This window comes from Pseudomonas sp. Leaf129 (genome assembly GCF_001423465.1).
In the GTDB taxonomy this organism is placed as follows: domain Bacteria; phylum Pseudomonadota; class Gammaproteobacteria; order Pseudomonadales; family Pseudomonadaceae; genus Aquipseudomonas; species Aquipseudomonas coleopterorum.
Map to the genome: position 1 here is coordinate 221,638 of NZ_LMOC01000008.1, position 26,914 is coordinate 248,551.

Consider the following 26,914-nt stretch of genomic DNA (forward strand, 5'->3'; position numbering starts at 1 on the left):
TCAGGCGCATATCACTGCGGGTTGGCACGGGTGCTGGACAGCAGCGATTTCAGGTTGGCGGCCTTGGGCTTGACCAACCAGAAACGACGCAGGTAGTCGTCCAGGTTTTCCCAAAGGTTGCGGCCCCATTCACTGTCGGTTTCGGCGACGTATTCGGCCAGCACGCGTTCCAGGTGAGTACGGTAGGCTTCCATGGCTTCGCCACTGATGCGCTGGATTTCCACCAGTTCGTGGTTGACCCGGTCGACGAAGCTGTTGTCCTGGTCGAGCACGTAGGCGAAACCGCCGGTCATGCCCGAACCGAAGTTGTAGCCGGTCTTGCCGAGCACGCAGACGAAACCGCCAGTCATGTATTCGCAGCAGTGATCGCCCGTGCCTTCAACGACCGTATGGGCACCGGAGTTGCGCACCGCGAAACGCTCGCCTGCGGTGCCGGCGGCGAACAGCTTGCCGCCCGTGGCGCCGTACAGGCAGGTGTTGCCGATGATGGCGCTGTCCTGGGTCTTGAACGGGCTGCCCTTGGGCGGCACGATCACCAGCTTGCCGGCGGTCATGCCCTTGCCGACGTAATCGTTGGCATCGCCTTCCAGGTACATGTTCAGGCCACCGGCGTTCCACACGCCGAAGCTCTGACCTGCAGTGCCCTTGAAGCGGAAGGTCAGCGGGTTGGCATTCATGCCCTGGTTGCCGTGCAACTTGGCGATCTCGCCGGAGATGCGCGCACCGATCGAACGGTCGCAGTTGCAGATGTTCATCTCGAAATCGCCACCGGTCTTGCCCTGAATCGCCGGCAAGGCCATTTCCACCATCTGCTCGGCCAGCAGGCCCTTGTCGAACGGCGGGTTGCGATCCACTTCGCAGAACTGCGGCTTGTCCGCCGGAATCTGGTCGCTGCCCAGCAGTGGGGTCAGGTCCAGGTGCTGCTGCTTGGCGGTTTCACCGGGCAGCATTTCCAGCAGGTCGGTGCGCCCGATCAGCTCGCCCAGGCTGCGCACGCCCAGCTTGGCCAGCCATTCGCGGGTTTCTTCGGCCACATAGGTGAAGAAGTTGATCACCATGTCGACCGTGCCGATGTAGTGGTCCTTGCGCAGCTTCTCGTTCTGCGTGGCCACGCCGGTGGCGCAGTTGTTCAGGTGGCAGATGCGCAGGTACTTGCAGCCCAGGGCGATCATCGGTGCGGTGCCGAAGCCGAAGCTCTCGGCGCCGAGAATGGCCGCCTTGATCACGTCCAGGCCGGTTTTCAGGCCGCCGTCGGTCTGTACCCGCACCTTGCCACGCAGGTCGTTGCCGCGCAGGGTCTGGTGGGTTTCAGCCAGGCCCAGTTCCCACGGCGCGCCGGCGTACTTGATCGAGCTCAGGGGCGAGGCACCGGTGCCGCCGTCGTAACCGGAAATGGTGATCAGGTCGGCATAGGCCTTGGCCACGCCGGCGGCGATGGTGCCCACGCCCGCCTCGGCCACCAGCTTCACCGACACCAGCGCGGCCGGGTTGACCTGCTTGAGGTCGAAAATCAGCTGCGACAGGTCCTCGATGGAGTAGATGTCGTGGTGCGGCGGTGGCGAAATCAGGGTCACGCCAGGTACGGCATAACGCAGCTTGGCAATCAGGCCGTTGACCTTGCCACCGGGCAGCTGACCGCCCTCCCCGGGCTTCGCGCCCTGAGCCACCTTGATCTGCAGCACTTCGGCGTTGACCAGGTACTCGGGAGTTACACCGAACCGACCAGTGGCGATCTGCTTGATCTTCGAGCTGCGCACGGTGCCGTAGCGCGAAGGGTCTTCGCCGCCTTCACCGGAGTTGGAACGCGCGCCCAGGCGGTTCATCGCCTCGGCCAGCGCTTCGTGAGCCTCGGGCGACAGCGCACCCAGGGAAATCCCGGCCGAATCGAAACGCTTGAGGATCGCTTCCAGCGGTTCGATCTGGTCGATGCTCAGCGGCTGGTCGAGGGTCTTGACCTTGAGCAGGTCGCGGATCATCGACACCGGACGGTTGTCCACGATCGCGGTGTATTCCTTGAACTTGCTGTAGTCGCCTTGCTGCACGGCGGCTTGCAGGGTGTTGACCACGTCCGGGTTGTAGGCGTGGTACTCGCCGCCGTAGACGAACTTCAACAGGCCGCCTTGCTGGATCGGCTTGCGCGTGCTCCAGGCTTCGGCAGCGAGGGCTTTCTGTTCGGCTTCCAGGTCGACGAAACGCGCACCCTTGATCCGGCTCGGCACGCCGCGGAAGCTGAGCTCGCAGACTTCCTCGGACAGGCCGATGGCCTCGAACAGCTGGGCGCCGCGGTACGAGGCCACGGTGGAGATGCCCATCTTCGAAAGAATCTTGAGCAGGCCCTTGGTGATGCCCTTGCGGTAGTTCTTGAACACCTCGTAGAGGTCGCCCAGCACTTCACCGGTCCGGATCAGGTCGCCCAGAACTTCATAGGCCAGGAACGGATAGACCGCCGAAGCACCGAAGCCGATCAGCACCGCGAAGTGGTGCGGATCGCGGGCGGTAGCGGTTTCGACAAGGATGTTGCTGTCGCAACGCAGACCCTTTTCGGTCAGGCGATGGTGCACGGCACCGGTCGCCAGCGACGCGTGCACCGGCAGCTTGCCCGGCGCGATGTTGCGGTCGCTGAGTACCAGCAGGGTACGTCCGGCGCGAACGGCTTCCTCGGCCTGATCGGCGATGTTGCGCACGGCGGCCTCGAGGCCCATGGCTTCATCGTAGTTCAGCTCGATGACCTGGCGATCGAAGCCCGGCCGATCCAGGTTCATCAGCGAGCGCCATTTGGCGGGCGAGATGACTGGTGAACTGAGGATCACCCGCGAAGCGTGCTCCGGGGATTCCTGGAAAATATTGCGCTCGGCGCCCAGGCAGATTTCCAGCGACATCACGATCGCTTCGCGCAGCGGGTCGATCGGCGGGTTGGTGACCTGCGCGAACTGCTGGCGGAAGTAGTCGTAAGGCGTACGGACCCGATGGGACAGCACGGCCATCGGCGTGTCGTCGCCCATCGAGCCCACGGCTTCCTGGCCCTGCTCGCCCAGCGGACGCAATACCTGGTCGCGCTCCTCGAAGGTCACCTGGTACATCTTCATGTACTGCTTGAGCTGGTCGCTGCTGTAGAAAGCCGAACCGTGGTCGTTGTCTTCCATGGTCGACTGGATACGCAGCGCGCTCTTGCGCAGCCACTGCTTGTAAGGGTGGCGCGACTTCAGGCGGTTGTCGATGTCATCGGTGTGCAGGACCTGGCCGGTTTCCGTATCGACCGCCAGGATCTGGCCCGGGCCCACACGGCCCTTGGCGATCACGTCCTCGGGCTGGTAGTTCCACACGCCGATTTCCGACGCCAGGGTGATGTAGCCATTCTTGGTGGTGACCCAGCGCGCCGGGCGCAGGCCGTTGCGGTCGAGCAGGCACACGGCATGGCGGCCGTCGGTCATGACCACACCAGCCGGACCGTCCCACGGCTCCATGTGCATCGAGTTGTACTCGTAGAACGCCCGCAGGTCGGGGTCCATGGTCTCGACGTTCTGCCAGGCCGGCGGAATCAGCATGCGCACACCACGGAACAGGTCGATGCCACCGGTGACCATCAGTTCGAGCATGTTGTCCATGCTGGAAGAGTCGGAACCCACGCGGTTGACCAGCGGGCCGAGTTCTTCCAGATCCGGGATCAGATCGTTGGCGAACTTGGTGCGACGGGCCAGAGCCCAGTTGCGGTTGCCGGTGATGGTGTTGATCTCGCCGTTGTGGGCGAGAAAGCGGAAGGGCTGGGCCAGCGGCCACTTCGGCAGGGTATTGGTCGAGAAGCGCTGGTGGAACACGCAGATGGCGGTTTGCAGACGCTCGTCGGACAGGTCCGGGTAGAAGGCCGTAAGGTCGGCCGGCATCATCAGGCCTTTGTAGATGATGGTCTTGTGCGAAAAGCTGCAGATGTAATGGTCGGTGTCAGCCGCGTTGGCCACGGACGAACGGCGACGGGCGCTGAACAGCTTGATCGCGAACTGCTGATCGCTCAGGCCTTCACCGCCGACGAACACTTGCTGGATCTTGGGCAGGCGCTCCAGGGCCAGACGGCCGAGCACGCTGGTATCGATCGGCACGTCGCGCCAGCCGATCAGTTGCAGGCCGGCGGCTTCGATCTCGCGATTCATGTTGTCGCGGGCCGCTTGCGCGCGCACCGGGTCTTGGTTGAAGAAGACCATGCCCACGGCGTACTGCTTGGGCAGCTCGCTGCCGAAATGGTCCTTGGCGATGGCACGCAGGAACAGGTCGGGCTTCTGGATCAGCAAGCCGCACCCGTCGCCGGTCTTGCCGTCGGCGTTGATCCCACCGCGGTGGGTCATGCAGGTCAGGGCCTCGATGGCCGTTTGCAACAGGTTATGGCTGGGCTCGCCCGACATATGGGCAATCAGGCCAAAACCGCAGTTATCCTTGAATTCATCCGGACGATACAGACCTGTTTTCATAGACACATTCTCACCAGGCTGCCTCTTTTCGAGGCAATTTCTTTTCGATTCAACTAGTTACCATGCGCGCCGAACGTACGCCGGCTTTGCGGAGGCAAAAGGGAGGTTATTGTACACAGCGCAACGGGTGGTCACAAATTCAGCGACGAAATCAATAACTCAATTGTCGCAAATGTGAACGTTTCCAGCGAGCTATTGTGATAGCGACTTAGGCTGGATTCTGAATCCCGCAGCTCGACAGCGCAAGCCCGCATGTCTACAAGGCCCGTGCTTGAGCCTTCGATGGCAAACGGTGGGACAGGGACGGCGAAGCCTGCTACACAACGCGTAGCAGGCTCGGGATTCAGATGACGCCGGAGGGTGGGGCGGCGGGGATAGGTGCCGCCCGACAATCAGCGAGCTGTCGCGAGGTCCTGTTGGACGCTGGCGACAGTGCGAGGCCAAGGTTTACCAGCCTGAACCTTGGCTGGCAAGTTCTTGATGGCGGCAACCGCTGCATCGCGGCTGGCGAAGCTGCCGTAGGTGATCACGTAGAGCGGCTTGCCCTGCAGGGTTTTCTTGAAGTAACGGAAGTCACCGCCCTGCTCCTTGACGTAGGCCTGTGCAGCGCCTTCGTTGCTGGTTCCCAGGATCTGCACGACGTAGTTGCTCGGCGATTGACCGGCGTACCAGCTGCCACCGGCAGCAGGCTTGGCGGCAGCAGCGGCAGGGGCCGGCTTGGCGGCCACGGTCGGTGCAGGCGCAGGTGCGGGTTTGGCAGCGGTGACAGGTGCAGGCTTGGTGGTCGCCACCGGCGCCGCCTGGCGTGCAGGTGCAGGCGTCGGCGTGGGTGCAACCGCAGCCGGTGCACCTGCAGGCACGCCTGCAGGTGGCGCGGTAGTGGTGACGGTCGGCGGCTGTGGCGAAGTGTTCACGGCAGCGCCGGTTTCGTCGCCATCGCCCATGCCGGTGGATTCGGCCAGTGGGCCGCGCATGACCGGCTGTTGCCCGTTCATCGGCAACGACTGGGTGCTGCCATTGAATTCGACCGACGGATTGCCGTTGTTGGATTGGGCGGCAGTTGGCTGCCCCTGGCTCATCGGCAACTGGGCCTGTTCGGTGGTGCTCGGCGCCTTGCCATCACGGCTGGGTATCAGCCAGGCGGCGGCCACCGCGACGACGACAACGGCGGAAATCGCCAGTACGTGTTTCTTAGGCATCTTAAACCCCATAGCAGGACGCTTCACCGACGAGCGGCTAGCGATCATGGCCTCGATCAACGTATCACGAGCAACCTGGTTGATGGCCCCTGGCCAACCATCCGAGTTTTCGTGAATGTCGGCAATCTGGTCATTGGTGAGCAACTGGATACCCTTCCCGGCGCCTTCCAGACGCAGCGCCAGGTATTCGCGGGTTTCCTCGAGGCTGTACGGTTGCAGCTCGATCACGTGGAACAATTCCTGCCCGGCGCTGAACTGCTCCAGGCCCGCGATCAAGGAAGGCTCGCCGAACAGGAACACGTGAGGGCGCCCGTCCGCAGTGCCCGCCGCCAACGCCAGCAGGGCTTCGAGTGCGGATTCGTCGAGTTGTTCCGCGTCGTCCACCAGCAGGTAGACTTCCTGCCCGGTAAGCCCCAGCTGGACGATCTGCGCCAGCATGGCCGGCACTTCCAGGGTATTGAGGTTGAGCGACTGGGCGACCTGGGTCAGCACGCTTGCGGCATCGCCGGCACCACGCGCCGAGACCACGATGCTTTGCACCGACTGCTTGTTGGTACTGGCGACCAGGGCCTGACGCAGGAGCGTCTTGCCACTGCCGTGCGGGCCGGTGACTACCAGCAACAGCTGGCTGTAGCGCGCCAGATGGTGCAATTGCCCCAGCACCGGCTTGCGCTGGGCCGGGAAGAATTTGAAGCCAGGCACCCTTGCGGCGAAGGGGTCATGATCCAATTGGTAGTGGCCGAGAAAGGCCTCATCGGCATGCAGACTTGTCATCGAACTCTCGTAGAACAAAGGTGAATCGTTGATGGGTTGCTGGCATCACGTCCTGCTGGAATACGCCGGGCTCAACACCTGTGGGAGCGGGGCGGGCGGCGAGCGCCTTCACAATCAGGCTTCCAGCCCGGCGACGATGGCGCGGTAATCCGCTTCCAGGGTCGCCTGAAGCACATCATGCGGGTAGTCGGCGGTGATCACCGCTTCGCCCAGGCTGCGCAGCAGCACCAGGCGCAGACTGCCATCCAGCACTTTCTTGTCGATCGCCATGTGCTCGAGGAAATCGGCCGGCGTCATTTCCGCTGGCGGCACCACCGGCAAACCGGCGCGCAGCAGAAGACGAATGCCGCGGTCCCGCTCGGCCTGGGTGATCCAGCCCAGGCGCATGGACATCTCCAGCGCCATCACCGTACCGGCCCCCACGGCTTCGCCGTGAAGCCACACACCATACCCCATATGGGTCTCGATGGCGTGGCCGAAAGTATGCCCCAGGTTCAGTGTGGCCCGCACACCCGACTCGCGTTCGTCCGCCCCGACCACGCGGGCCTTGGCTTCGCAGGAGCGAGCGATGGCCACCGTGAGGGCGGCCTGGTCGAGCGCCCTGAGGGCATCGACGTGATCTTCCAGCCAGCCCAGGAACGGCTCGTCGCAGATGAAACCGTACTTGATCACCTCGGCCAGACCCGCCGACAGCTCGCGCGGCGGTAGCGTGGCCAGGGTCGTGGTGTCGATCAGGACCGCCTGCGGCTGATAGAACGCGCCGACCATGTTCTTGCCCAGCGGATGGTTGATGCCGGTCTTGCCGCCCACCGACGAGTCGACCTGGGACAGCAGCGTGGTCGGCACCTGGATGAAATCAACGCCGCGCTGATAGCAGGCGGCGGCGAACCCGGCCATGTCGCCGATGACGCCGCCGCCCAGGGCGATGACCGTGACGCGTCGATCCAGCCGTGCGGTGAGCATGGCATCGAAAATGGTCTGCAGGGTTTCCCAGTTCTTGAAGGCTTCGCCGTCTGGCAGCACCACGGGCACCACCGAGTAGGCACCCAGGGTCTGGGTCAGGCGATCCAGGTAGAGCGGCGCCACCGTGGCGTTGGAGACGACCGCCACCTTTCGCCCGGCAATGTGCGGGGCCAGCAATGAGGCTTGATCGAGCAACCCTTCGCCGATGTAGATCGGATAGCTGCGCTCGCCGAGGTCAACCTTGAGTGTCTGCATCTGTCCCCACTCTTGTTTTTCTGAAAACCGCTGCCATGGAATCACGGTAGCGCCAAACGATCCTGCAAGCGCCGCGAACACCTTCGGCTACACGCACCTCAGCGCGGCGGCAGGCGTTGCAGACGTTCGAGGATATCGAGCACCACCATGCGCGGCGGACGCTCGTCGGTCTGCACCACCAGATCGGCGATCTCGCGGTACAGCGGATCGCGCACCGCCAGCAGGGCCCGCAGCGTGGCCTCTGGATTAGCGGTACGCAATAGCGGCCGATTGCGATCACGCGCCGTGCGGCCCACCTGTTGCTCCACAGAGGCGTGCAGGTACACCACACGCCCACCGGCGTGCAGTGCCTGGCGATTGGCGTCGCGCATGACGGCGCCACCGCCGGTGGCCAGCACCAGACCGTCGAATTCGCACAGCTCGGCCAGCATGGCCTGCTCGCGATCGCGAAAGCCGACCTCGCCTTCCTGGTCGAAGATCCACGGGATATTCGCCCCGGTACGGGTCTCGATTTCCTTGTCGGAATCCTTGAACGGCAACCGAAGCTCTTTGGCCAGCAGACGGCCAATGGTGCTCTTGCCTGCACCCATTGGCCCAACAAGTATCAAATTTCGCACAGAATCAACGACTCACAGCAATCGCCTGGTTATTCATGATACGCGGTGTCAAGAATACCAGCAGCTCGGATTTGGCTTCCGACACGACATCCCGACGGAAAAGGCGCCCAACATACGGCACGTCGCCCAAAAAGGGCACCTTGTCCACGGTTTTACTTTGCGTGTTGGAGAAAACCCCGCCAATGACGATGGTTTCGCCGTCGTTGACCAGCACCTTGGCGTTGACCTCGTTCTTGCTGATGGGCGGCACGCCCAGTACGGCGTTCAGGTAGTCGGGCTCATCCTTGGTGACCTTCACTTCCATGATGATGCGGCTGTCCGGGGTGATCTGCGGCGTCACTTCGAGCGAGAGCGAAGCCTCCTTGAACGATACCGTTGTGGCACCGCTGGAACTGGCTTCCTGATACGGCACCTCGGTGCCCTTGAGGATCTTCGCGGTTTCCTTGTCGGAGGTCACCACCTTGGGTTGCGAGACGATCTCGCCGTTGCCGGTGCTCTCCATGGCGCTGAGTTCGAGGTCCAGCAGGACGTTGTTGGTCACGAAGCCCAGGCCGATGCCGGAGGTCGCATCGGCGGCGCCCAGATCGATGAAGGGCGTGTTGCTGCCTACGTCGGCGCCGGTGTTGCCGGCTTCGTCGCCGTTGTTGTCCAGGCCGTAGGCAGTCCAGTTGTGCTTGCCACGCAGGTTGGTCGAGCCGCCCCAGCGCACGCCCAGCGCCTTGTCGTAGCCGACGTTGGCCTCGACGATGCGGGCTTCGATCATCACCTGCCGTACGGGGATGTCCAGTTGGGTGACGATGCGGCGCAGTTCGTCGAGGCGGTCCTGGGTCTGGTAGGCGATGATGTTGTTGGTGCGTTCGTCGACCGTGATCGAGCCGCGCTCGGTCTCGACGTTTTCACCGCGAGTTACCGACTGGAACAGCTTGGCGATGTCGGCAGCCTTGGCGTAGTTGACCTGCATCAGCTCACGGCGCAGCGGCGCGAGCTCCTGGATCTGCCGTTGCGACTCCAGTTCCTGGCGCTCGCGGGCAGCGATCTCATCGGCCGGCGCCACCAGCAGCACGTTGCCGACCTTGCGCTTGTCCAGGCCCTTGGTCTTGAGCACCAGGTCCAGCGCCTGGTCCCATGGCACGTTCTGCAGGCGCAGGGTGATGCCGCCCTGCACGGTGTCGCTGGCCACCAGGTTGAGGTTGGTGAAGTCGGCGATCAGTTGCAGCACCGAACGCACGTCGATGTCCTGGAAGTTCAGCGACAGCTTCTCCCCGGTATAGACGTTGCGCTCGACGTTGCGCCGCGCCACGTCCTCGTTGGTCAGCGGTCGCACGCTGATGGTCAGGCGATTTTCGGTCTGGTACGAGGAGTAGTCGAAGGTGCCACTGGGTTCGATGGACACGGTCGCGCCATTGGCGCTGGCCGAGGAATTGACGAACTGCACCGGGGTGGCGAAATCCTTGACGTCCAGGCGCACACGCAACGCCTCGGGCAGTTGCGTGCGGGCGAAGTTGAGGAGGATCTTGCCGCCCTGCTCTTGAATGTCGGGGCTGATGGTCGGGTCACTGAGATCGATGATCACATTGCCTTCGCCCAGTTCGCCGCGCTGGAAATCGACGTTGCGAATGGCGCGTCCGGCCGGCACCGCCGCTCGCGAGGTCGCCGGCGCCGGCGAAGACACCGCTGCCGGTCGCGGCGCAGGCCGGGGCGTGGCTGGCGTAGAGGTCGGGGCCGGCAGTGACGTGCCCTGCAGCGCAGCGGCGCCCTCGCCCACCAGCACGAACAGGTCGTTGCCCTGCACACGGGTGCTGTAAGGCGCCAACTTGGTCAGGTTGACGATGACCCGCGTACGGTCGGTGGCCTCGACCACGACCACGCTGCGAGCGTTGCCCACACCCAGGTCTCGGCTGCGCGCGCCCAGTTGGCTGGTCACACCGGGCAAGTCGAGGGCGATGCGCGCCGGTTGCTCGGTGGTGTAGCCGCGCGGTGCCGTGACCGGACCGTCGAACGAGAGCTTGAGCTCGACACGATCACCGGGCAGGGAAGCAACGTCGAGCGTCTTCAAGTTCGCGGCCATGACAATCGGTGAAAGCATCGCTATCCCTAGCGAAATACCGAAGGCTGAGAGAATCCTGTTCATTTTCGAGTTCCACTAGACATGCTTGACCCAGCCCTTTACGAGCGCTCTTTGAGCGGGATGGTGCGAGGCCGCTCCAACCAACCACCATCCCCATCGGGAACGATTTCAATGACATCGACCTGGGCGTCACTGATGGCGATGATCCGCCCGTCGTTGCGACCCAGGTAATCGCCTACCTTCAGTCGATGCACGCCACCGGCACCACGCATCAGGGCGTAGCGTCCGCCGGCGTTGCCCAGCGTACCGACCATTTCGAATTCCTCGATGTTGAAACCCTCCAGGAATTGCTTGACCCGCGTCGTGTCCGGCTTGATGAGCCTGGAGCCCTTCTGCCTGTTCACCAGTTCGATCTTGATCGGTGGCTGGAACGGGCTGCGCAACGATGCAGCCTCGTAGCTGAACGCCTGATAGGGCGCAAAGCGCGGTATCGGTTCGATCTTGCCCTTGGGCCGTGCCTTGACCTCGGCCATGAATGCATCCAGGTCGGCGAAATCGCCGCCGCCACCACAACCGGCCAGCACCAGCGTGCATAGCGCCAGACCTGCCACGAAAACCGCCCTCATTTCGCTTGCCCCTGTGCCGGTACCGCATTCGTCCCAGGCAGGCCTTGGTCATTGTAACGGTAGGTCTTGGCCAGGATGCTCATGCGCAGCTGGCTGTTGCTGGCCTTGGGATCCACTGGCTTCACTTCGAAATCGTGAAGGGTGACGATCCGCGGCAGGCTGGCCACACCGCTGACGAATGTGGCCAGGTCATGGTAGGTGCCGGTCACGCTGATCTGTATCGGCAGCTCGATATAAAACTGCTGGGTCACTTCAGGCAACAGTTTTATTTCCTCGAACTCCAGCCCCGAGCCCAGACCGGTGCGGGTGATGTCTTCGAGCAGACCCGGAACCTCGGTGTCGCTGGGCAACTGTCGCAGCATGGCACCGAACGAGGTTTCCATCTCTTTCATCTGTTCGGTATAGGTCTCCAGGTTCGCCGCCTGGAAAGCCTTGGTGGAGAACTGCTCCTTGAGCGTAGCCTCCTGGTCGGCCTGCTGCTGCAACTGCGCTTCCAGGTCGGAGATGTGAAAGTTGTAGCCCAGGCCCAGAATCAGTGCCATCAGCAGCACGCCGGCGATCACCTTGACGGCATTGGGCCAGGATCCGATGTTGTTGAGGTCCAGCTCGCTGAGCTCGACCTTGCGCAGGCTGTCCATCCAGCTCGAAGGGTTCATTTGTCATCCCCATCGGCCGGCACCGGCGCCGTCTGGCGCACGGTCAGTTGGAAACTGTTGGCGCCGTTGACGTCGGCACTGGTGTTGGCCTTGACCTCGTTGAGGGTCGGGGCTTCCAGCCAGGGCGAGGCATCGAGGTTGCGCAGCAGGTCGGACACGCGATTGTTGGTTTCGGCAGCGCCGGCAATGGCGATGTTCTTGTCGGTCATCTTTACGTCGGTGAAGTACACACCGTCGGGCAGCGTGCGCGCCATCTGGTCGAAGATGCGCCCGATGATCGGCCGGTTGCCCTGCAGGTCCTGGATGGTCTTCATGCGCTCGAGCAACTGCTTGCGCCGCGCCTTGAGCTCGCTGATCGACTTGATGCGCTGGTCGAGCAGGACGATCTCGGACTGCAGGTGGGCATTGCGCGCCGTCTGGATGTCGATGGCATTGCCGATGAATCGGTCTGCCAGAAAGATGATCGCGATGGCGCCTACCACTACACCGGCCATGGCCATCAGAAAGTGTCGCTTGCGCTCTTCACGCAGCTGCTCGCGCCACGGCAGCAGGTTGATCCTTGCCATCTAGTCGAAGCTCCTCAGCGCCAGGCCACAGGCGATCATCAGGGCCGGTGCGTCACTGGCCAGGGCGCCGGCATTGACTCGGCTGCTCAGGGCCATGTCGGCGAACGGGTTGGCCACCAGGGTCGGAGTGCCCAGGCGTTGCTGGATCAGCCGATCCAGACCGGAAATGGAGGCAGTACCACCGGCGAGCATGATGTAGTCGACATCGTTGAACTGGCCGGCGGCGAAGAAGAACTGCAGCGAGCGCGACACCTGCTGCACCACGGCGTCCTTGAACGGCTGCAGCACTTCGGCCACGTAGTCGTCGGGCAGCCCGCCCTGCTTCTTGGCCAGGCCGGCTTCCTCGTTGGACAGGCCGTAGCGGCGCTGGATTTCCTCTGTCAGCTGGCGCCCGCCGAACAGCTGCTCGCGGGTATAGATGATGCGGCCGTTGTGCAGCACGCTGAGTGTGGTCATGGTCGCGCCGATGTCCACCACGGCCACGGTCAGGGCCTGATTGCCCCCGGCCAGCTGCGCGGTGAGCAGGCCGAAAGCGCGCTCCAGGGCATACGCCTCGACGTCGACCACCTTGGCGCTCAGCCCGGCCAGGGCCAGGGCGGCCTCGCGCACCTCGACGTTCTCCTTGCGACAGGCGGCCAGCAGGACTTCCACCCGCTCCGGATTGCGCGCCGAATAGCCCTGCACCTCGAAGTCGATGGCGACTTCTTCCAGCGGATAGGGAATGTACTGGTCGGCCTCGACCTTGAGCTGGGTTTCCAGTTCGTCGTCAGACAGCCCGGCGTCCATCTCGATGGTCTTGGTGATCACCGCAGAACCGGCCACGGCCACGGCCACGATGCGGGTGCTGGTGCGCGCCTTGACCAGCACGCGGCTCAAGGCGTGGCCGACGCCCTCAAGCTCGGCGATGTTCTTTTCGACCACGGCATTGGCCGGCAGCGGCTCCACGGCATACGACTCGACCCGGAAACGGTTGCCCGTGCGGCTCAGCTCGAGCAGTTTGACCGATGTGGAACTGATATCGATGCCCAATAGCGAATGTGCTTTCTTGCTGAAGAGTCCACGCACAACCGATTCCCTATTACTATCCGCGACTTACGGACCCTTTGTCGTACGGGGCATTTAATAGCAGTCTTGACAGAAGCGCAAATGACGCTCCGGGCCGAAAAATGCTTATAATGCCCAGCGTTTTTTCCACGTACCGCGTGCTGCGCTTAACTCATTCTTTTATCTGGAAATCCAAAAGCCTTGATACGCCTGCTGAAGTTTTTCTGGTGGTCTTTCCTCGCCGTGTTCTGCGGGCTGTTGCTCGTGCTCAGTGGGGCATTTCTGTATCTTAGCCCCAGCCTGCCGTCTGTCGACGCCCTGCGCAGCGTAGAGCTGCAGATCCCCCTGCGGGTGTTCAGCAGCGACGGAAAACTGATCGCCGAGTTCGGCGAGATGCGCCGCTCGCCGATCAAGTTCGCCGAGATTCCGCCACATTTCATCCAAGCCCTGTTGTCCGCCGAGGACGACAATTTCGAAAACCATTACGGCGTCGACCCCAGCAGCCTGATGCGCGCCGCCTCGCAGCTGGTGCGCAGCGGTCATATCCAGACCGGCGGCAGTACCATCACCATGCAGGTCGCCAAGAACTATTTCTTGACGTCCGAACGCAGTTTTTCCCGCAAAATCACTGAAATCCTTCTTGCCTTGCAAATCGAGCGCCAACTTACCAAGGACGAGATTCTCGAGTTGTATGTGAACAAGATCTACCTGGGCAACCGGGCCTACGGCATCGAAGCCGCAGCACAGGTGTACTACGGCAAGTCGATTCGCGACGTCAGCCTGGCGCAGATGGCGATGATCGCCGGCCTGCCCAAGGCGCCGTCGCGCTTCAACCCGCTGGCCAACCCGGTGCGCAGCAAGGAGCGTCGCGACTGGATCCTGGGGCGCATGTTCCGCCTGGGCAAGATCGACGAAGCCAGCTACAACGCCGCCATCAGCGAACCGCTCAACGCCAGCTACCACGTGCCCACGCCGGAAGTCAGCGCGCCGTGGATCGCCGAGATGGCCCGCGCCGAGATGGTCGGGCGCTACGGCAGCGACGCCTACACCCAGGGTTTCAACGTCACCACCACGGTGCCCAGCAACCTGCAGGAAGACGCCAACCACGCCATCAGTGCCGGGCTCATCGCCTACGATCAGCGCCACGGTTACCGTGGACCCGAAGCGCGCCTGCCGGGCAAGACGCCACGCGAGTGGGCGGTCGAACTGACCCGCCAGCGTCCGTTGAACGGCTTGGAGCCGGCCATCGTGACCAAGGTCGACAAGACCGGGATCGTCGTGCTCACCCGTGACGACAAGCAGGAATCGATCGCCTGGGACAGCATGAAATGGGCGCGCCCGTTCATGAACACCAACAGCGTCGGGCGCATGCCGACCCAGCCTGCGGACGTCGCGCAGGTCGGCGATTTGATCCGCGTGCAGCGTCAAGACGATGGCACCTTGAAGTTCAGCCAGGTACCGACCGTGCAGAGCGCGCTGGTGTCGCTGGACCCGCGTACCGGTGCCATCCGCGCCCTGGTCGGCGGCTTCTCGTTCGAGCAGAGCAACTACAACCGCGCCATGCAGGCCAAGCGCCAGCCAGGTTCGAGCTTCAAGCCGTTCATCTACAGTGCCGCGCTGGACAAGGGCTACACGCCCGCCAGCCTGGTCAACGATGCGCCCATCGTGTTCGTCGATGAATCGGTGGACAAGGTCTGGCGACCTAAGAACGACACCAACACCTTCCTGGGCCCCATCCGCCTGCGCGAAGCGTTGTACAAGTCGCGCAACCTGGTGTCCATCCGGGTTCTGCAGAGCCTGGGCGTGGACAGCACCATCGACTACATCAGCAAGTTCGGCTTCAACAAGCAGGACCTGCCGCGCAACCTGTCACTGGCGCTGGGCACCGCGACTTTGACGCCGATGGAAATCGCCACTGGCTGGAGCGTGTTCGCCAACGGCGGCTACAAGGTTTCGCCCTACCTGATCGAGCGGATCGACAGCCGCAACGGTGAAACCCTGTTCCGCGCCAATCCGCCGACCGTACCGGCTGACGAAGTCGCGGCCGCGTCGCCCCAGCCCGCGCCAGGCACGCCTGCGCCGGAGCCGGCACCGATCGGCGTCGACGCGACCCTGACCCCAGGCGCGCCACCGGCACCGGTGATCGCCGAGCGCGTCATCGACGGGCGCACCGCGTTCATTCTTACCAGCATGCTCGAGGACGTGATCAAGAAGGGCACCGGGCGCCGCGCCATGGCGCTGGGCCGAACCGATCTGGCCGGCAAGACGGGGACCACCAACGATTCGAAGGATGCCTGGTTCTCGGGCTACAACACCGACTACATCACCACCGTGTGGTCCGGTTTCGACCAGCCCGAAACCCTGGGCCGGCACGAGTTTGGCGGCACCGTTTCGCTGCCGATCTGGATGACCTACATGGGGGCCGCACTGAAAGACAAACCTGCCCACGTGCAGCCCGAGCCCGAAGGCATCCTGAGCCTGCGGGTGGACCCGATCAGCGGCCGTGCGGCTGCCCCGGGCACACCCGGCGCCTACTTCGAACTGTTCAAGAGCGAAGACACCCCGCCCTCCAACAGCGAGTTCGGCGGCAGCAGCGCACCAGGCAGCCCGCTCCCGGCCGATGAATCGGCGCCGATCGATCTGTTCTGATCAAACCGGCCCTGTGGTCGCAACGGCCAATCCCCGATCTGGTTTACACCTGCTTCGGGGTTGGCCTGCTTGATCCAGGTGTTGTCGACATAGCCTGATGCAAATGCATTCAGGTTACTGGCTTGCATCGAATTGACGCGCACCAGCCGCATCAGTAGCATCGAAGCCAACCACAACCTCCACGCCTCGGGCGGGCCTTGGCCTGAACTGCGCACCAGGGGGTTTCTTTTTGTCCGCAATAAAGTGAGCAGGATGCTCCGATGGCCTCACAGATAGCCTACACCAAGCACGCTAAAGCCCCCCTCGATCTACTCGCACATCTTGAGGCCAAAGGCTTGGCCGTCCCTCAACCAGAAAGGGCTCTGCACGCCCTACAACTGATTGGCTACTATCGATTACTCATCTATATGCGGCCACTTCAGAGCAACCGAGACAGGTTGTTTTTCTCAGGCGTCGAGTTCGATGACATTCTGGCGCTTTATGATTTTGACAGACAGCTCAGGCTTATCTGTCTGGACGCGGTTGAGCGCATAGAAGTAGCAATGAGAGCTGCAATCATCAATACGCTGGCGATCGATCCGGTGGCGGGCCCTCATTTCTACCTGGATTCGGCACACTTCATCAACACGCAGGCGCATGCGTCGTTCATGCGTGCGGCGACCGACCCCACCACATGCAAACATCAAGCTGTCGAGCACTACCTCGATACCTATGACTCACCTCCCTACCCACCTATTTGGGTCGTCTTGGAAGCAACGACATTCGGGCCATTGTCTTATCTGTACGCAAGCCTGCTTCTACCCTACCGAAAAGCCATCGCCAAAGCCTTCGGCTTCGACGAGAAGATATTGGTCACCTGGTTCAGAAGTATCAACTTGCTACGAAATGTCTGCGCTCATCACTCCCGCCTCTGGAACAAGAACAATTTGGTCAACGCACCAGGCGTCGCGAAATCGCTAAGGGCGGAGTTTCCAGACCATACCGATCGAGGCCGGGTCGCAGCGCGGGCTGTGCCCTTGGTAGCACTTCTGGCAGTGATCGATCCAGAGTCGGACTGGAAGCAACGATTCAGGAGTGTCCTGCTCAGCGCTCCCGCCGCCATGGCAAAAGCCGGGTTGGACATGTCGGTGATGGGATTCCGACCTGGCTGGGATACAAGGAGATTTTGGATCTGACGTAAAGCGTGGACCTCCTGTCGCCATGTGCCGATAGACGATCCACAAAAAAGCCCCGACTCTCGCGAGCCGGGGCTTTTTTCATGGGGCGTGCAAGGGATCAACCGTTGAACACGTCATCCACGCTTTTGAGCGGATAGTGCTTGGGGTACGGCAGGGTGGCTACACCGGTCTCGATCGCGGCCTTGGCCACGGCGTCGGAGATCAGGGTGATCAGGCGTGGGTCCATTGGCTTGGGAATGATGTACTCGCGGCCGAATTCCAGGGAGATGCCGCCGTAGGCATCGCAGACTTCCTGAGGGACCGGCAGCTTGGCCAGTTCGCGCAGGGCGTTGGCTGCGGCGATCTTCATCTCTTCGTTGATGCGCTTGGCGCGGACGTCCAGGGCACCACGGAAGATGAATGGGAAGCCCAGGACGTTGTTGACCTGGTTCGGGTAGTCGGAACGGCCTGTGGCCATGATCACGTCGTCACGGGTGGCGTGCGCCAATTCCGGGGAGATTTCCGGATCGGGGTTGGAGCAGGCGAACACGATCGGGTTGGCCGCCATCGACTTCAGGCCTTCGGCGCTCAGCAGGTTCGGACCCGACAGACCGACGAACACGTCGGCGCCCTGCAAGGCATCGGCCAGGGTGCGCTTGTCGGTGGTGTGGGCGAAGACCGCCTTGTACTGGTTCAGGTCGTCACGGCCGGCGTGGATCACGCCGGTGCGGTCGATCATGAAGATGTTTTCGATGCGAGCGCCCATGCTCACCAGCAACTTCATGCAGGAGATGGCCGCAGCGCCGGCGCCGAGGCAAACGATCTTGGCGTCTTCCAGGGTCTTGCCAGCGATTTCGAGGGCGTTGATCATGCCCGCCGCGGTGACGATGGCGGTACCGTGCTGGTCATCGTGGAACACCGGAATGTCGCACTGTTCGATCAGGGCACGTTCGATCTCGAAGCACTCGGGCGCCTTGATGTCTTCCAGGTTGATGCCGCCGAAGGTGATCGAGATGCGCTTGACGGTGTCGATGAAGGCCTGTGGGCTTTCCGAGTCCACTTCGATGTCGAAGACGTCGATGCCGGCGAAACGCTTGAACAGAACGCCCTTGCCTTCCATGACTGGCTTGGAAGCCAGTGGGCCGAGGTTGCCCAGGCCCAGGATGGCGGTGCCGTCGGAGATGACCGCTACCAGGTTGCCCTTGCCGGTGTACTTGTAGGCCAGTTCAGGATCGCGACCGATTTCGCGAACGGGCTCGGCCACGCCTGGGCTGTAGGCCAGCGACAGATCACGAGCGGTGGCAGTGGGCTTGGTGAGTTCGACGCTCAGTTTGCCTGGGCGTGGATGGGCATGGTACTCGAGAGCGGCAGTTTTCAAATCTGACATGGGGGCGTTCCGCTTTTACTGTTGGTCTGACGAGACCCGCGAGGATACGCAAGATGCCTACACCCGACAAGACTACCCAGTCACTTGCGTCAAGGCCCCTGGCCTACGACTTTCGGCGGGTATGGCCAGGTCCGCGAAAGGCCTGTTCAAGGCCTGCGGATCAACCAATGCCTCGCCGCCGTCGACAGGCTCAGGGCTGTATCTGCACCATGGCGGGGTCGCTGACCGGCAGCATCCAGCGCAACTGCCCTGCGCCCTGATTGCCGCGCCGGCTGCGATCCAGCACCCAGCCGCGCGCCTCGACCTGGCGACCTTCGAGGGTATCGAGCCAGCCGTCCGGGAACAGCCCGAACACCTTGGGCGCGACGTGCAGCACCACCGAGTCGTCGAGTTCGATCCAGGCCCCGGCGCGGTTGCGCTCGACCTTGCTGACGCGCCCACCGAGCAGGGCAAAACCGGCGCGCTCCACCTGCGCGGCAGCAATGGCCGGCGACTGACGCCAGATGCCCAGCCCGGCCTGTCGCGCCGCACGTTCGGCACTCTGCTGGCACGCGATCTGGTCGACGTTGGGCGCCACCGCGACCTGCAAGGCCAGCCCCTCGGCCAGCAATTGCGCCTCGAAGTTCAAGCCGCCGCGGCCATAGACGTTGGCCAGGGTGCGCTCATAGCGATCCTTGCTTTCGCGACCTAGCTGCAGGCCGACCAAGCCGTCGCTGTCATCGACCAGTGCCTGCAACCGGCGCCGGGCAGCCACCGCATAGGGCTCGTCACTCTGCCCCTTGCGACCGATCTCAGGCGCATTGATACCAATCAGCCGAACGCTGCGACCATCCTGCAGGCGCAGGGTATCGCCGTCGATGACCTGCCGTACCTGAGCGGTGCTCAGCCCGCCCGGAGCCGGGCAGTAGACCTCGGCCTGTGCGGCGCCCAGCCAGAAAACGCCCACAAAAAAGGCGCCCACACGGGGCGCCTTCTTCAACAGCGAGAGCAAACCAATCAAGCTTTCTTGGCGCCGAAACCGCCGAAACGCTGCTTGAAACGGTCAACACGACCGCCAACGTCCAGGGTTTTCTGCTTGCCGGTGTAGAACGGGTGGCATTCGGAGCAGACGTCGAGGCTCAATGGCTTGGCCAGAGTCGAACGGGTCTTGATGACGTTACCGCAGCTGCAGGTAGCGTCGATGGCTTCGTATACTGGATGGATATCGGCTTTCATGGTGACTTCCTCAGGCTGCGTGCCGCCACCCGACACCATTGTCGAGTACCGCACGTAATTAGGCCGCGTATATTAACAGAATCCGGCGAACACGCAAGTTGTCGCTTGCGCCGACCGTCGTCTGCTAGGCTGCGCACCTCGAATCCTTCGAGCGCGGTCACCCGTCGTGACCCTGGCTCCGCCCACGATTGCAGTCGCCTCCACTCAAGAGAATTCCCGCGTGCCCGACGTCATCCTGCGCCTCGCCCTGCCCTCGCCGCTGCGACGCCTGTTCGACTACAAGGCGCCCGCTCACACGGCGCAGACCGTGTTCACCCCGGGCATGCGCCTGCGGGTACCGTTCGGGCGGCGGGAGATGATCGGCATACTGGTCGAGGTGGTCAGTCACAGCGAGGTGCCGGCCGACAAACTCAAGCCGGCCATTGCCCTGCTCGATCCGGTCAGCCCGCTGCCGCCTGCGCTGTTCAAGCTGTGCCTGTGGACCTCGCAGTACTATCAGCACGGCCTGGGTGACACCCTCAGCTGGGCACTGCCGGTGCTGCTGCGCCAGGGGGAACCGGCCGAGGCCCGCCAGGAGCGCTTCTGGCACGCCGCCGCCGATGCGCGCCTGGACGACCCGCGCATTGCCCGCGCGCCCAAGCAGCGCGACGCGCTCAAGACCCTGGCCCAGCATCCCCATGGCGTGGCGCATCAGCTGTTGAGCAAGCTGCAGCTGAACAAGGACAGCCTCGACCTGCTGCTGGCCAAGCAACTGGTCAGCGTCGAAGTGCGCCGCCATGGCCCCGGCCCACGCGCGGAACACTGGCTGGCGCAACCGGAACTGCCGCTCAACGAAGAGCAACGCGCCGCCTTCGAGGCGATCCGCGCCAGCCTGGGTGGCTTCCACGCGTTTCTCCTCGCGGGCGTGACCGGCAGTGGCAAGACCGAGGTGTACCTGCAACTGATTCACGAGTGCCTGGAGGCCGGCAAGCAGGCCCTGGTGCTGATCCCGGAGATCAACCTGGGGCCGCAGACCCTGGCGCGTTTCGAACAGCGCTTCAACGCACGCATCGCGCTGGTGCATTCGGCGGTCAATGACCGCGACCGTCTCGACGCCTGGCTGGCCGCCCGCGACGGCGAGGCCGACATCATCATTGGCACCCGCTCGGCGCTGTTCACGCCCATGAAGAACCCTGGGCTGATCATCATCGACGAAGAACACGACGGCTCCTATAAACAGCAGGAAGGCCTGCGCTACCACGCCCGTGACCTGGCGCTGGTGCGCGCCAGCCAGGAGGACATTCCCATTGTCCTGGGTTCGGCCACGCCATCCCTGGAAAGCCTGCACAATGCCTACACCGGTCGTTACGGCCTGCTGCGCATCGACCATCGCGCCGGCGGCGCCCAGCAGCCCAAGTTCCTGCGCCTGGATGTGAAGAGCCGACCGCTGGACAGCGGCATCAGCGGACCGATGCAGCAGGCCATCGGCCAGACCTTGGCCAACGGCCAGCAGGTGCTGGTGTTTCTCAACCGCCGCGGCTTTGCCCCTACCCTGCTGTGCCACGATTGCGGCTGGCTGTCCGAGTGCCCGCGCTGCGATGCGCGCACGACCGTTCACCAGCGCTCGGGCGAGTTGCGCTGCCATCACTGCGGCCATGTCGAACGCGTACCGCGCCAGTGCCCCAAGTGCGGCACCGTGGACCTGCGGCCGGTGGGCGCCGGCACCGAGCGCGCCGAGGAGCGCCTGGCGATCCTGTTTCCCGACTACCCGGTGCTGCGCGTCGACCGCGACAGCACCTCGCGCAAGGACGCGATGAACCAGCTGTTCGCGACCATCCAGAAGGGCCAACCGTGCATCCTGATCGGCACCCAGATGCTGGCCAAGGGGCACCACTTCCCACGGGTCACCCTGGTGTCGATCCTCGATGCCGACGGAGGGCTGTTCTCCGGTGACTTCCGCGCCAGCGAGCGCATGGCGCAATTGATCGTTCAGGTGGCCGGCCGCGCCGGGCGCGCGGAAGAGCCGGGCAAGGTGATCATCCAGACGCACCTGGCCGACCATCCGCTGCTGGTGCAACTGACCGAGCAGGGCTACTTCGCCTTCGCCGAGCAGGCCTTGGCCGAACGCCGCGCCGCCGGCCTGCCACCGTTCGCGCACCTGGCACTGTTGCGCGCCGAGGCCCACAAGCCGGGCCAGGCCGAAGCCTTTCTGGACGAAGCCTGCGCCGCCGCCGAAGCCTTGGTGGCGCAACTGGCACTGGGCGGTCTCGAACTGCTGGGGCCCGTACCAGCCCCCATGGAACGCCGCGCCGGACGCTACCGGGCGCAGTTGCTGGTGCAGGCGACGCTGAGAGCACCGCTGCACCGCTTGCTCAATGCCTGGATGCTGCAACTGGAGCAACTGCCGAGCGGGCGGCAGGTGCGCTGGTCGCTGGATGTGGACCCGGTGGATTTGTATTGAGATAGGCGCACCTGAGGCGCGGATCGGCGGCGTCTGCTGACGCGGCTTGCGCCGCTGCTGCAGGGGTGGTGGCTTGCAGGGGGGGATTTGCGGGTTGGCAACCCCTGCCAACAACCGGATAATGCCCAGTTTTTCCACCCGCGCATCCAGCACCGCCGTACCCGCGGTCGACCGAGAACCCCATGAAAGACACCATTCGCCAGCTGATTCAACAAGCCCTGACCCACCTCGTCGCCGAAGGTGTGCTGCCAGAAGGTCTGACGCCGGCAATCCAGGTGGAAAACTCGCGAGACAAGAAGAACGGCGATTTCGCCAGCAACATCGCCATGATGCTGGCCAAGCCTGCCGGCATGAAGCCACGTGACCTGGCAGAAAAGCTGATTGCCGCGCTGCCGGCCGATGAGGGAGTGAGCAAGGTCGAGATCGCCGGTCCCGGCTTCCTCAACTTCTTCCAGAACAGTGCCGCCCTCGCCGCGCGCCTGGATGATGCACTGGCCGATGCCCACATCGGCGTGCGCAAGGCCGGCCCGGCGCAGCGCGTGGTGGTCGATCTGTCAGCGCCGAATCTGGCCAAGGAAATGCACGTGGGCCATCTGCGCTCGACGATCATCGGCGATGGCGTGGCCAATGTGCTGGAGTTCCTCGGCGACACCGTGATCCGCCAGAACCACGTCGGTGACTGGGGCACGCAGTTCGGCATGCTGCTCGCCTACCTGCAGGAAAAACCCGCCACGAGCGACGAGCTGTCCGACCTGGAGAATTTCTATCGCGCAGCCAAGCAGCGCTTCGACGAGTCCGAGGAGTTCGCCGAGCGTGCCCGCGGCCTGGTGGTCAAGCTGCAGGCCGGCGACGCCGAGTGCCTGGCGCTGTGGAAGCGCTTCAACGAAATCTCCCTGTCCCACTGCCAGAGCACCTATGAGCACTTGAACGTCAAGCTGACCCCGGCCGACGTGATGGGCGAAAGCGCCTACAACGACGACCTGGCCAACGTGGTCGCCGACCTGCGCGCCAAGGGCCTGCTGGTGGAAAGCAACGGCGCGCAGTGCGTGTTCCTCGAAGAATTCAAGACCGCCGAAGGCACCCCACTGCCGGTGATCGTGCAGAAGGCCGGTGGCGGTTATCTGTATGCCACCACCGACCTGGCTGCGCTGCGCTATCGCAGCAACGTGCTCAAGGCCGACCGCGCGCTGTACTTCGTCGATCAGCGTCAGGCCCTGCACTTCCAGCAGGTGTTCGAGGTGGCGCGCCGCGCCGGTTTCATCAGCAATGGCATGCAACCCGAGCACATGGGCTTCGGCACCATGAACGGCGCCGATGGCCGCCCGTTCAAGACCCGCGACGGCGGCACCGTGAAGCTGGTCGACCTGCTCGACGAAGCCGAGCAACGCGCCTACACCCTGGTCAAGGAAAAGAACCCCGAGGTCGCCGAGGCTGACCTGCGGGTGATCGCCAAGGCCGTGGGGATCGGCGCGGTGAAATATGCCGACCTGTCCAAGCATCGCACCAGCGACTACAGCTTCAACTTCGACCTGATGCTCAACTTCGAAGGCAATACCGCGCCGTACCTGCTGTACGCCTACACCCGCGTGGCCGGGGTGTTCCGCAAGCTGGGCAAGGATTTCGCGGACGTCGAAGGCCAGATCGTGCTGGAAGCCGAACACGAGAAGGAATTGGCGGCCAAGCTGGCGCAATTCACCGAAGTGCTGAACACCGTCGGTGAGAAAGGCACGCCCCATGTGCTGTGCACTTACCTGTACGATGTGGCCGGGCTGTTCTCCAGCTTCTATGAGAACTGCCCGATCCTGGCGGCCGAAACCCCCGCTCAGCAACAAAGCCGCCTGCGCCTGGCGGCGCTGACCGGCCGCACCCTCAAGCAAGGATTGGCTCTGTTGGGCCTGGAAACACTGGAGCGTATGTAAGTTGGCTGCCAAGAAGAAACCTGCACCCAAACGTGGCGCCAGCCGCAATTCCGCACCTGCCAAGAAGCCCATCCCGGGCTGGCTGTGGCTGGCGATCGGCCTGAGCGTGGGCGCGTTCGTGGTGTTCCTGATGAAGCTGGAGCCGGGCAACGGTGACGTCAAGCGCGTCAAGGCCGAGCAGGCGAAGGCGGAGAAGATCGCCGAGGCGAACAAGACCCCGCCCAGCCCTCAGGCACCGGTCAAGCCCAAGTACGACTTCTACACCCTGCTGCCGGAATCGGAGGTCATCGTGCCGCCCGAGGCGGTTCCCGAGAAGACACCACCGATCCCGGCCCAGGCACCCGTCACGCCGGCCGAAGCGGCCAAGATCGATACCGCACGCGCCCAGGCGGCGCTCAGCGGTGCGACTCCGCCGCCGGCCCCGCCCGTGATCAAGCCCGCAGCGACCACCCAGTTCTATCTGCAGGCCGGTTCGTTCCGCAAGCAGGCGGACGCTGACCGGGTGCGGGCGCAGATCATCCTGCTGGGGCAGTCGGTGAACGTCGAGTCCGGGACGGTCAAGGAGGACACTTGGTACCGGGTGCTGGTGGGTCCGTTCAGCAACCGCGAGCAACTGACCGTGGCACAGAAGCAACTGGCGGGCAGTGGATTTAGTAACCTGCTGTTGCAGCAAAGGCAGATTCGGCAGTAAGTGCATGCATCGGCGGGGCGTCCTTCGCGGGCAGAGCCCGCTCCCACACAGCCCGCGCTCACAGGCGCGCGCAGCATCTGTGGGAGCGGGGCCCAGTGGGGGCGGGGCGGGCGGCGAGCCCTCTGCCCGCGAAGGGCACACTGCAAATTTCCTGATACGCCGCAAGCTGTCCCCGCGCACCCCACAACCCGCAAAGGTTGAAATCCTCTCACCTACCCCCATATCCGTTTCCATCAGGGCATTTTCGCCCCGCTGCGTGGAGACTCTCCCCTTGACCACCATCGTTTCAGTCCGCCGTCATGGCAAAGTCGTCATGGGCGGCGACGGCCAGGTTTCCCTCGGCAACACCGTGATGAAAGGCAACGCCAAGAAAGTCCGGCGCCTGTACCACGGTCAGGTCATCGCCGGCTTTGCCGGTGCCACCGCCGACGCCTTCACCCTCTTCGAACGTTTCGAAGGTCAACTCGAGAAACACCAGGGCCATCTGGTCCGTGCCGCCGTGGAGCTGGCCAAGGAGTGGCGCACCGACCGCTCGCTGAGCCGCCTGGAAGCGATGCTGGCCGTGGCCAACAAGGATGCGTCCTTGATCATCACCGGCAACGGTGACGTCGTCGAACCCGAAGACGGGCTGATTGCCATGGGTTCCGGTGGTGCCTTCGCGCAAGCCGCTGCCAGCGCACTGTTGAAGAAGACCGAATTGGGCGCTCGTGAAATCGTCGAGACTGCCCTGGGCATCGCTGGCGACATCTGCGTGTTCACCAATCACAACATGACCATCGAGGAGCAGGATCTCGCCGAGTGATCAGTCGCCGCGGCCACCTGGGATGATCTTCACAGAAGACCACGCGCACTGAACCTTCGAGTCCGGAACACACCATGTCCATGACCCCCCGCGAAATCGTCCACGAACTCAATCGCCATATCATTGGCCAGGACGATGCCAAGCGCGCCGTCGCCATTGCCCTGCGCAACCGCTGGCGGCGCATGCAGCTGCCCGAAGAGCTGCGCGTCGAAGTGACGCCCAAGAACATCCTGATGATCGGCCCGACCGGCGTCGGCAAGACTGAAATCGCCCGTCGCCTGGCCAAGCTCGCCAATGCGCCGTTCATCAAGGTCGAAGCGACCAAGTTCACCGAAGTCGGCTACGTGGGCCGCGATGTCGAATCGATCATCCGTGACCTGGCCGATGCGGCCATCAAGCTGCTGCGTGAGCAGGAAATGGTCAAGGTCCGCCATCGTGCCGAAGACGCAGCCGAAGAGCGTATTCTCGACGCGCTGCTGCCTGCTGCCCGTGCAGGCTTCAACGAAGAGCCGGTGAGCAACGATTCGAACACCCGCCAGCTGTTCCGCAAGCGTCTGCGCGAAGGTCAGCTGGACGACAAGGAAATCGAGATCGAAGTGGCCGAGCAGATGGGTGGCGTGGACATCTCCGCGCCTCCCGGCATGGAAGAAATGACCAACCAGCTGCAGAGCCTGTTCGCCAACATGGGCAAGGGCAAGAAGAAAAGCCGCAAGCTCAAGGTCAAGGACGCGCTGAAAATGGTCCGCGACGAGGAAGCCGGTCGCCTGGTCAATGAAGAAGAGCTCAAGGCCAAGGCGCTGGAAGCGGTCGAGCAGCACGGTATTGTCTTCATCGATGAAATCGACAAGGTGGCCAAGCGCGGCAACGTGGGTGGCGCCGACGTGTCCCGTGAAGGCGTGCAGCGCGACTTGCTGCCGTTGATCGAAGGCTGCACGGTCAACACCAAGCTGGGCATGGTCAAGACCGACCACATCCTGTTCATCGCTTCGGGCGCCTTCCACCTGAGCAAGCCGAGTGACCTGGTGCCCGAGCTGCAGGGTCGCCTGCCGATTCGCGTCGAACTCAAGGCATTGAGCCCGCAGGATTTCGAGCGCATCCTGAGCGAGCCTCATGCGTCGCTGACCGAACAGTATCGCGAGCTGCTGAAGACCGAAGGCTTGAACATCGAGTTCGTGCCCGAAGGCATCAAGCGCCTGGCCGAGATCGCTTGGCAGGTCAACGAAAAGACCGAGAACATCGGTGCCCGTCGCCTGCACACGCTGCTGGAGCGGTTGCTGGAGGAAGTCTCGTTCAGCGCCGGTGACATGGCTGCCGCGCACAGCGAAGCGCCGATCCAGATCGATGCCGATTATGTGAACAGCCATCTGGGCGAGCTGGCGCAGAACGAAGACCTGTCGCGCTACATTCTGTAATACGGCCTGTCATG

General features: G+C 63.4%; 19 protein-coding genes. 7 read left to right on the forward strand and 12 right to left on the reverse strand.

Annotated elements, in window-relative coordinates; all coding sequences use genetic code 11:
- Positions 1 to 11: 11 nt before the first annotated feature.
- The 9 genes from gltB to ASF66_RS15095 all read right to left on the reverse strand — a co-directional run bounded on the left by gltB (position 12) and on the right by ASF66_RS15095 (position 13,249).
- Entirely contained in the window at positions 12 to 4,460 is a 4,449-nt protein-coding gene (gene gltB, locus ASF66_RS15055; RefSeq protein ID WP_049861772.1) for a glutamate synthase large subunit, read from the reverse strand.
- A gap of 392 nt (positions 4,461 to 4,852) precedes the next feature.
- On the reverse strand, positions 4,853 to 6,433 hold the full coding sequence (locus ASF66_RS15060) for an SPOR domain-containing protein (RefSeq protein WP_056844601.1): 1,581 nt from the start codon (positions 6,431 to 6,433) through the stop codon (positions 4,853 to 4,855).
- Between the two features lie 114 nt (positions 6,434 to 6,547).
- Positions 6,548 to 7,651, reverse strand: coding sequence for a 3-dehydroquinate synthase (gene aroB / locus ASF66_RS15065; protein WP_056844423.1), 1,104 nt, complete (start codon positions 7,649 to 7,651; stop codon positions 6,548 to 6,550).
- Between the two features lie 98 nt (positions 7,652 to 7,749).
- Positions 7,750 to 8,268: a shikimate kinase AroK gene (gene aroK, locus ASF66_RS15070; protein ID WP_056844424.1), complete on the reverse strand. Its 519-nt coding sequence runs from the start codon at positions 8,266 to 8,268 to the stop codon at positions 7,750 to 7,752.
- Between the two features lie 4 nt (positions 8,269 to 8,272).
- Positions 8,273 to 10,399: a type IV pilus secretin PilQ gene (gene pilQ, locus ASF66_RS15075; protein WP_056844425.1), complete on the reverse strand. Its 2,127-nt coding sequence runs from the start codon at positions 10,397 to 10,399 to the stop codon at positions 8,273 to 8,275.
- A 35-nt stretch (positions 10,400 to 10,434) separates the two neighbouring features.
- Positions 10,435 to 10,962 carry a pilus assembly protein PilP gene (locus ASF66_RS15080; RefSeq protein WP_049861768.1) on the reverse strand — a complete coding sequence of 176 codons (528 nt, stop codon included), beginning with the start codon at positions 10,960 to 10,962 and terminating at the stop codon, positions 10,435 to 10,437.
- Positions 10,959 to 11,618 carry a type 4a pilus biogenesis protein PilO gene (pilO, locus tag ASF66_RS15085; protein ID WP_056844426.1) on the reverse strand — a complete coding sequence of 220 codons (660 nt, stop codon included), beginning with the start codon at positions 11,616 to 11,618 and terminating at the stop codon, positions 10,959 to 10,961. The genes ASF66_RS15080 and pilO overlap by 4 nt, the downstream gene beginning before the upstream one ends.
- Positions 11,615 to 12,184 (reverse strand): PilN domain-containing protein, encoded by a 570-nt coding sequence (locus ASF66_RS15090; RefSeq protein WP_049861766.1) that lies wholly within the window; start codon positions 12,182 to 12,184, stop codon positions 11,615 to 11,617. The genes pilO and ASF66_RS15090 overlap by 4 nt, the downstream gene beginning before the upstream one ends.
- Positions 12,185 to 13,249 carry a pilus assembly protein PilM gene (locus ASF66_RS15095; RefSeq protein ID WP_056844427.1) on the reverse strand — a complete coding sequence of 355 codons (1,065 nt, stop codon included), beginning with the start codon at positions 13,247 to 13,249 and terminating at the stop codon, positions 12,185 to 12,187.
- Between the two features lie 180 nt (positions 13,250 to 13,429).
- On the opposite strand from ASF66_RS15095, the gene ASF66_RS15100 reads away from it, so the two are divergent.
- Positions 13,430 to 15,877 (forward strand): penicillin-binding protein 1A, encoded by a 2,448-nt coding sequence (locus tag ASF66_RS15100; protein WP_056844428.1) that lies wholly within the window; start codon positions 13,430 to 13,432, stop codon positions 15,875 to 15,877.
- A gap of 260 nt (positions 15,878 to 16,137) precedes the next feature.
- Positions 16,138 to 17,052: an Abi family protein gene (locus ASF66_RS15105; RefSeq protein WP_056844429.1), complete on the forward strand. Its 915-nt coding sequence runs from the start codon at positions 16,138 to 16,140 to the stop codon at positions 17,050 to 17,052.
- A 100-nt stretch (positions 17,053 to 17,152) separates the two neighbouring features.
- On the opposite strand, the gene ASF66_RS15110 is transcribed toward ASF66_RS15105, so the two are convergent.
- From ASF66_RS15110 to rpmE, 3 genes are all read right to left on the reverse strand, one after another.
- Positions 17,153 to 18,421 carry a malic enzyme-like NAD(P)-binding protein gene (locus ASF66_RS15110; RefSeq protein ID WP_049861763.1) on the reverse strand — a complete coding sequence of 423 codons (1,269 nt, stop codon included), beginning with the start codon at positions 18,419 to 18,421 and terminating at the stop codon, positions 17,153 to 17,155.
- A 190-nt stretch (positions 18,422 to 18,611) separates the two neighbouring features.
- Positions 18,612 to 19,382 (reverse strand): thermonuclease family protein, encoded by a 771-nt coding sequence (locus ASF66_RS15115; RefSeq protein WP_442962778.1) that lies wholly within the window; start codon positions 19,380 to 19,382, stop codon positions 18,612 to 18,614.
- Positions 19,383 to 19,417: 35 nt separating this feature from the next.
- A complete protein-coding gene (gene rpmE / locus ASF66_RS15120) occupies positions 19,418 to 19,636 on the reverse strand; it encodes a 50S ribosomal protein L31 (RefSeq protein ID WP_043193699.1) in 219 nt (72 codons plus the stop codon).
- A gap of 220 nt (positions 19,637 to 19,856) precedes the next feature.
- Between rpmE and ASF66_RS15125 the strand changes: the two genes are divergently transcribed.
- From ASF66_RS15125 to hslU, 5 genes are all read left to right on the forward strand, one after another.
- Positions 19,857 to 22,076, forward strand: a complete 2,220-nt coding sequence (locus tag ASF66_RS15125) for a primosomal protein N' (protein ID WP_049861762.1) — start codon at positions 19,857 to 19,859, stop codon at positions 22,074 to 22,076.
- 182 nt (positions 22,077 to 22,258) lie between these two features.
- Positions 22,259 to 23,995, forward strand: a complete 1,737-nt coding sequence (gene argS, locus ASF66_RS15130; protein WP_056844430.1) for an arginine--tRNA ligase — start codon at positions 22,259 to 22,261, stop codon at positions 23,993 to 23,995.
- A 1-nt stretch (position 23,996) separates the two neighbouring features.
- Entirely contained in the window at positions 23,997 to 24,686 is a 690-nt protein-coding gene (locus ASF66_RS15135; protein WP_056844431.1) for an SPOR domain-containing protein, read from the forward strand.
- A gap of 271 nt (positions 24,687 to 24,957) precedes the next feature.
- Positions 24,958 to 25,488 carry an ATP-dependent protease subunit HslV gene (gene hslV, locus ASF66_RS15140; RefSeq protein ID WP_043191380.1) on the forward strand — a complete coding sequence of 177 codons (531 nt, stop codon included), beginning with the start codon at positions 24,958 to 24,960 and terminating at the stop codon, positions 25,486 to 25,488.
- A 74-nt stretch (positions 25,489 to 25,562) separates the two neighbouring features.
- Positions 25,563 to 26,900, forward strand: coding sequence for an ATP-dependent protease ATPase subunit HslU (gene hslU / locus ASF66_RS15145; protein ID WP_056844432.1), 1,338 nt, complete (start codon positions 25,563 to 25,565; stop codon positions 26,898 to 26,900).
- The last annotated feature ends 14 nt before the right edge of the window (positions 26,901 to 26,914 follow it).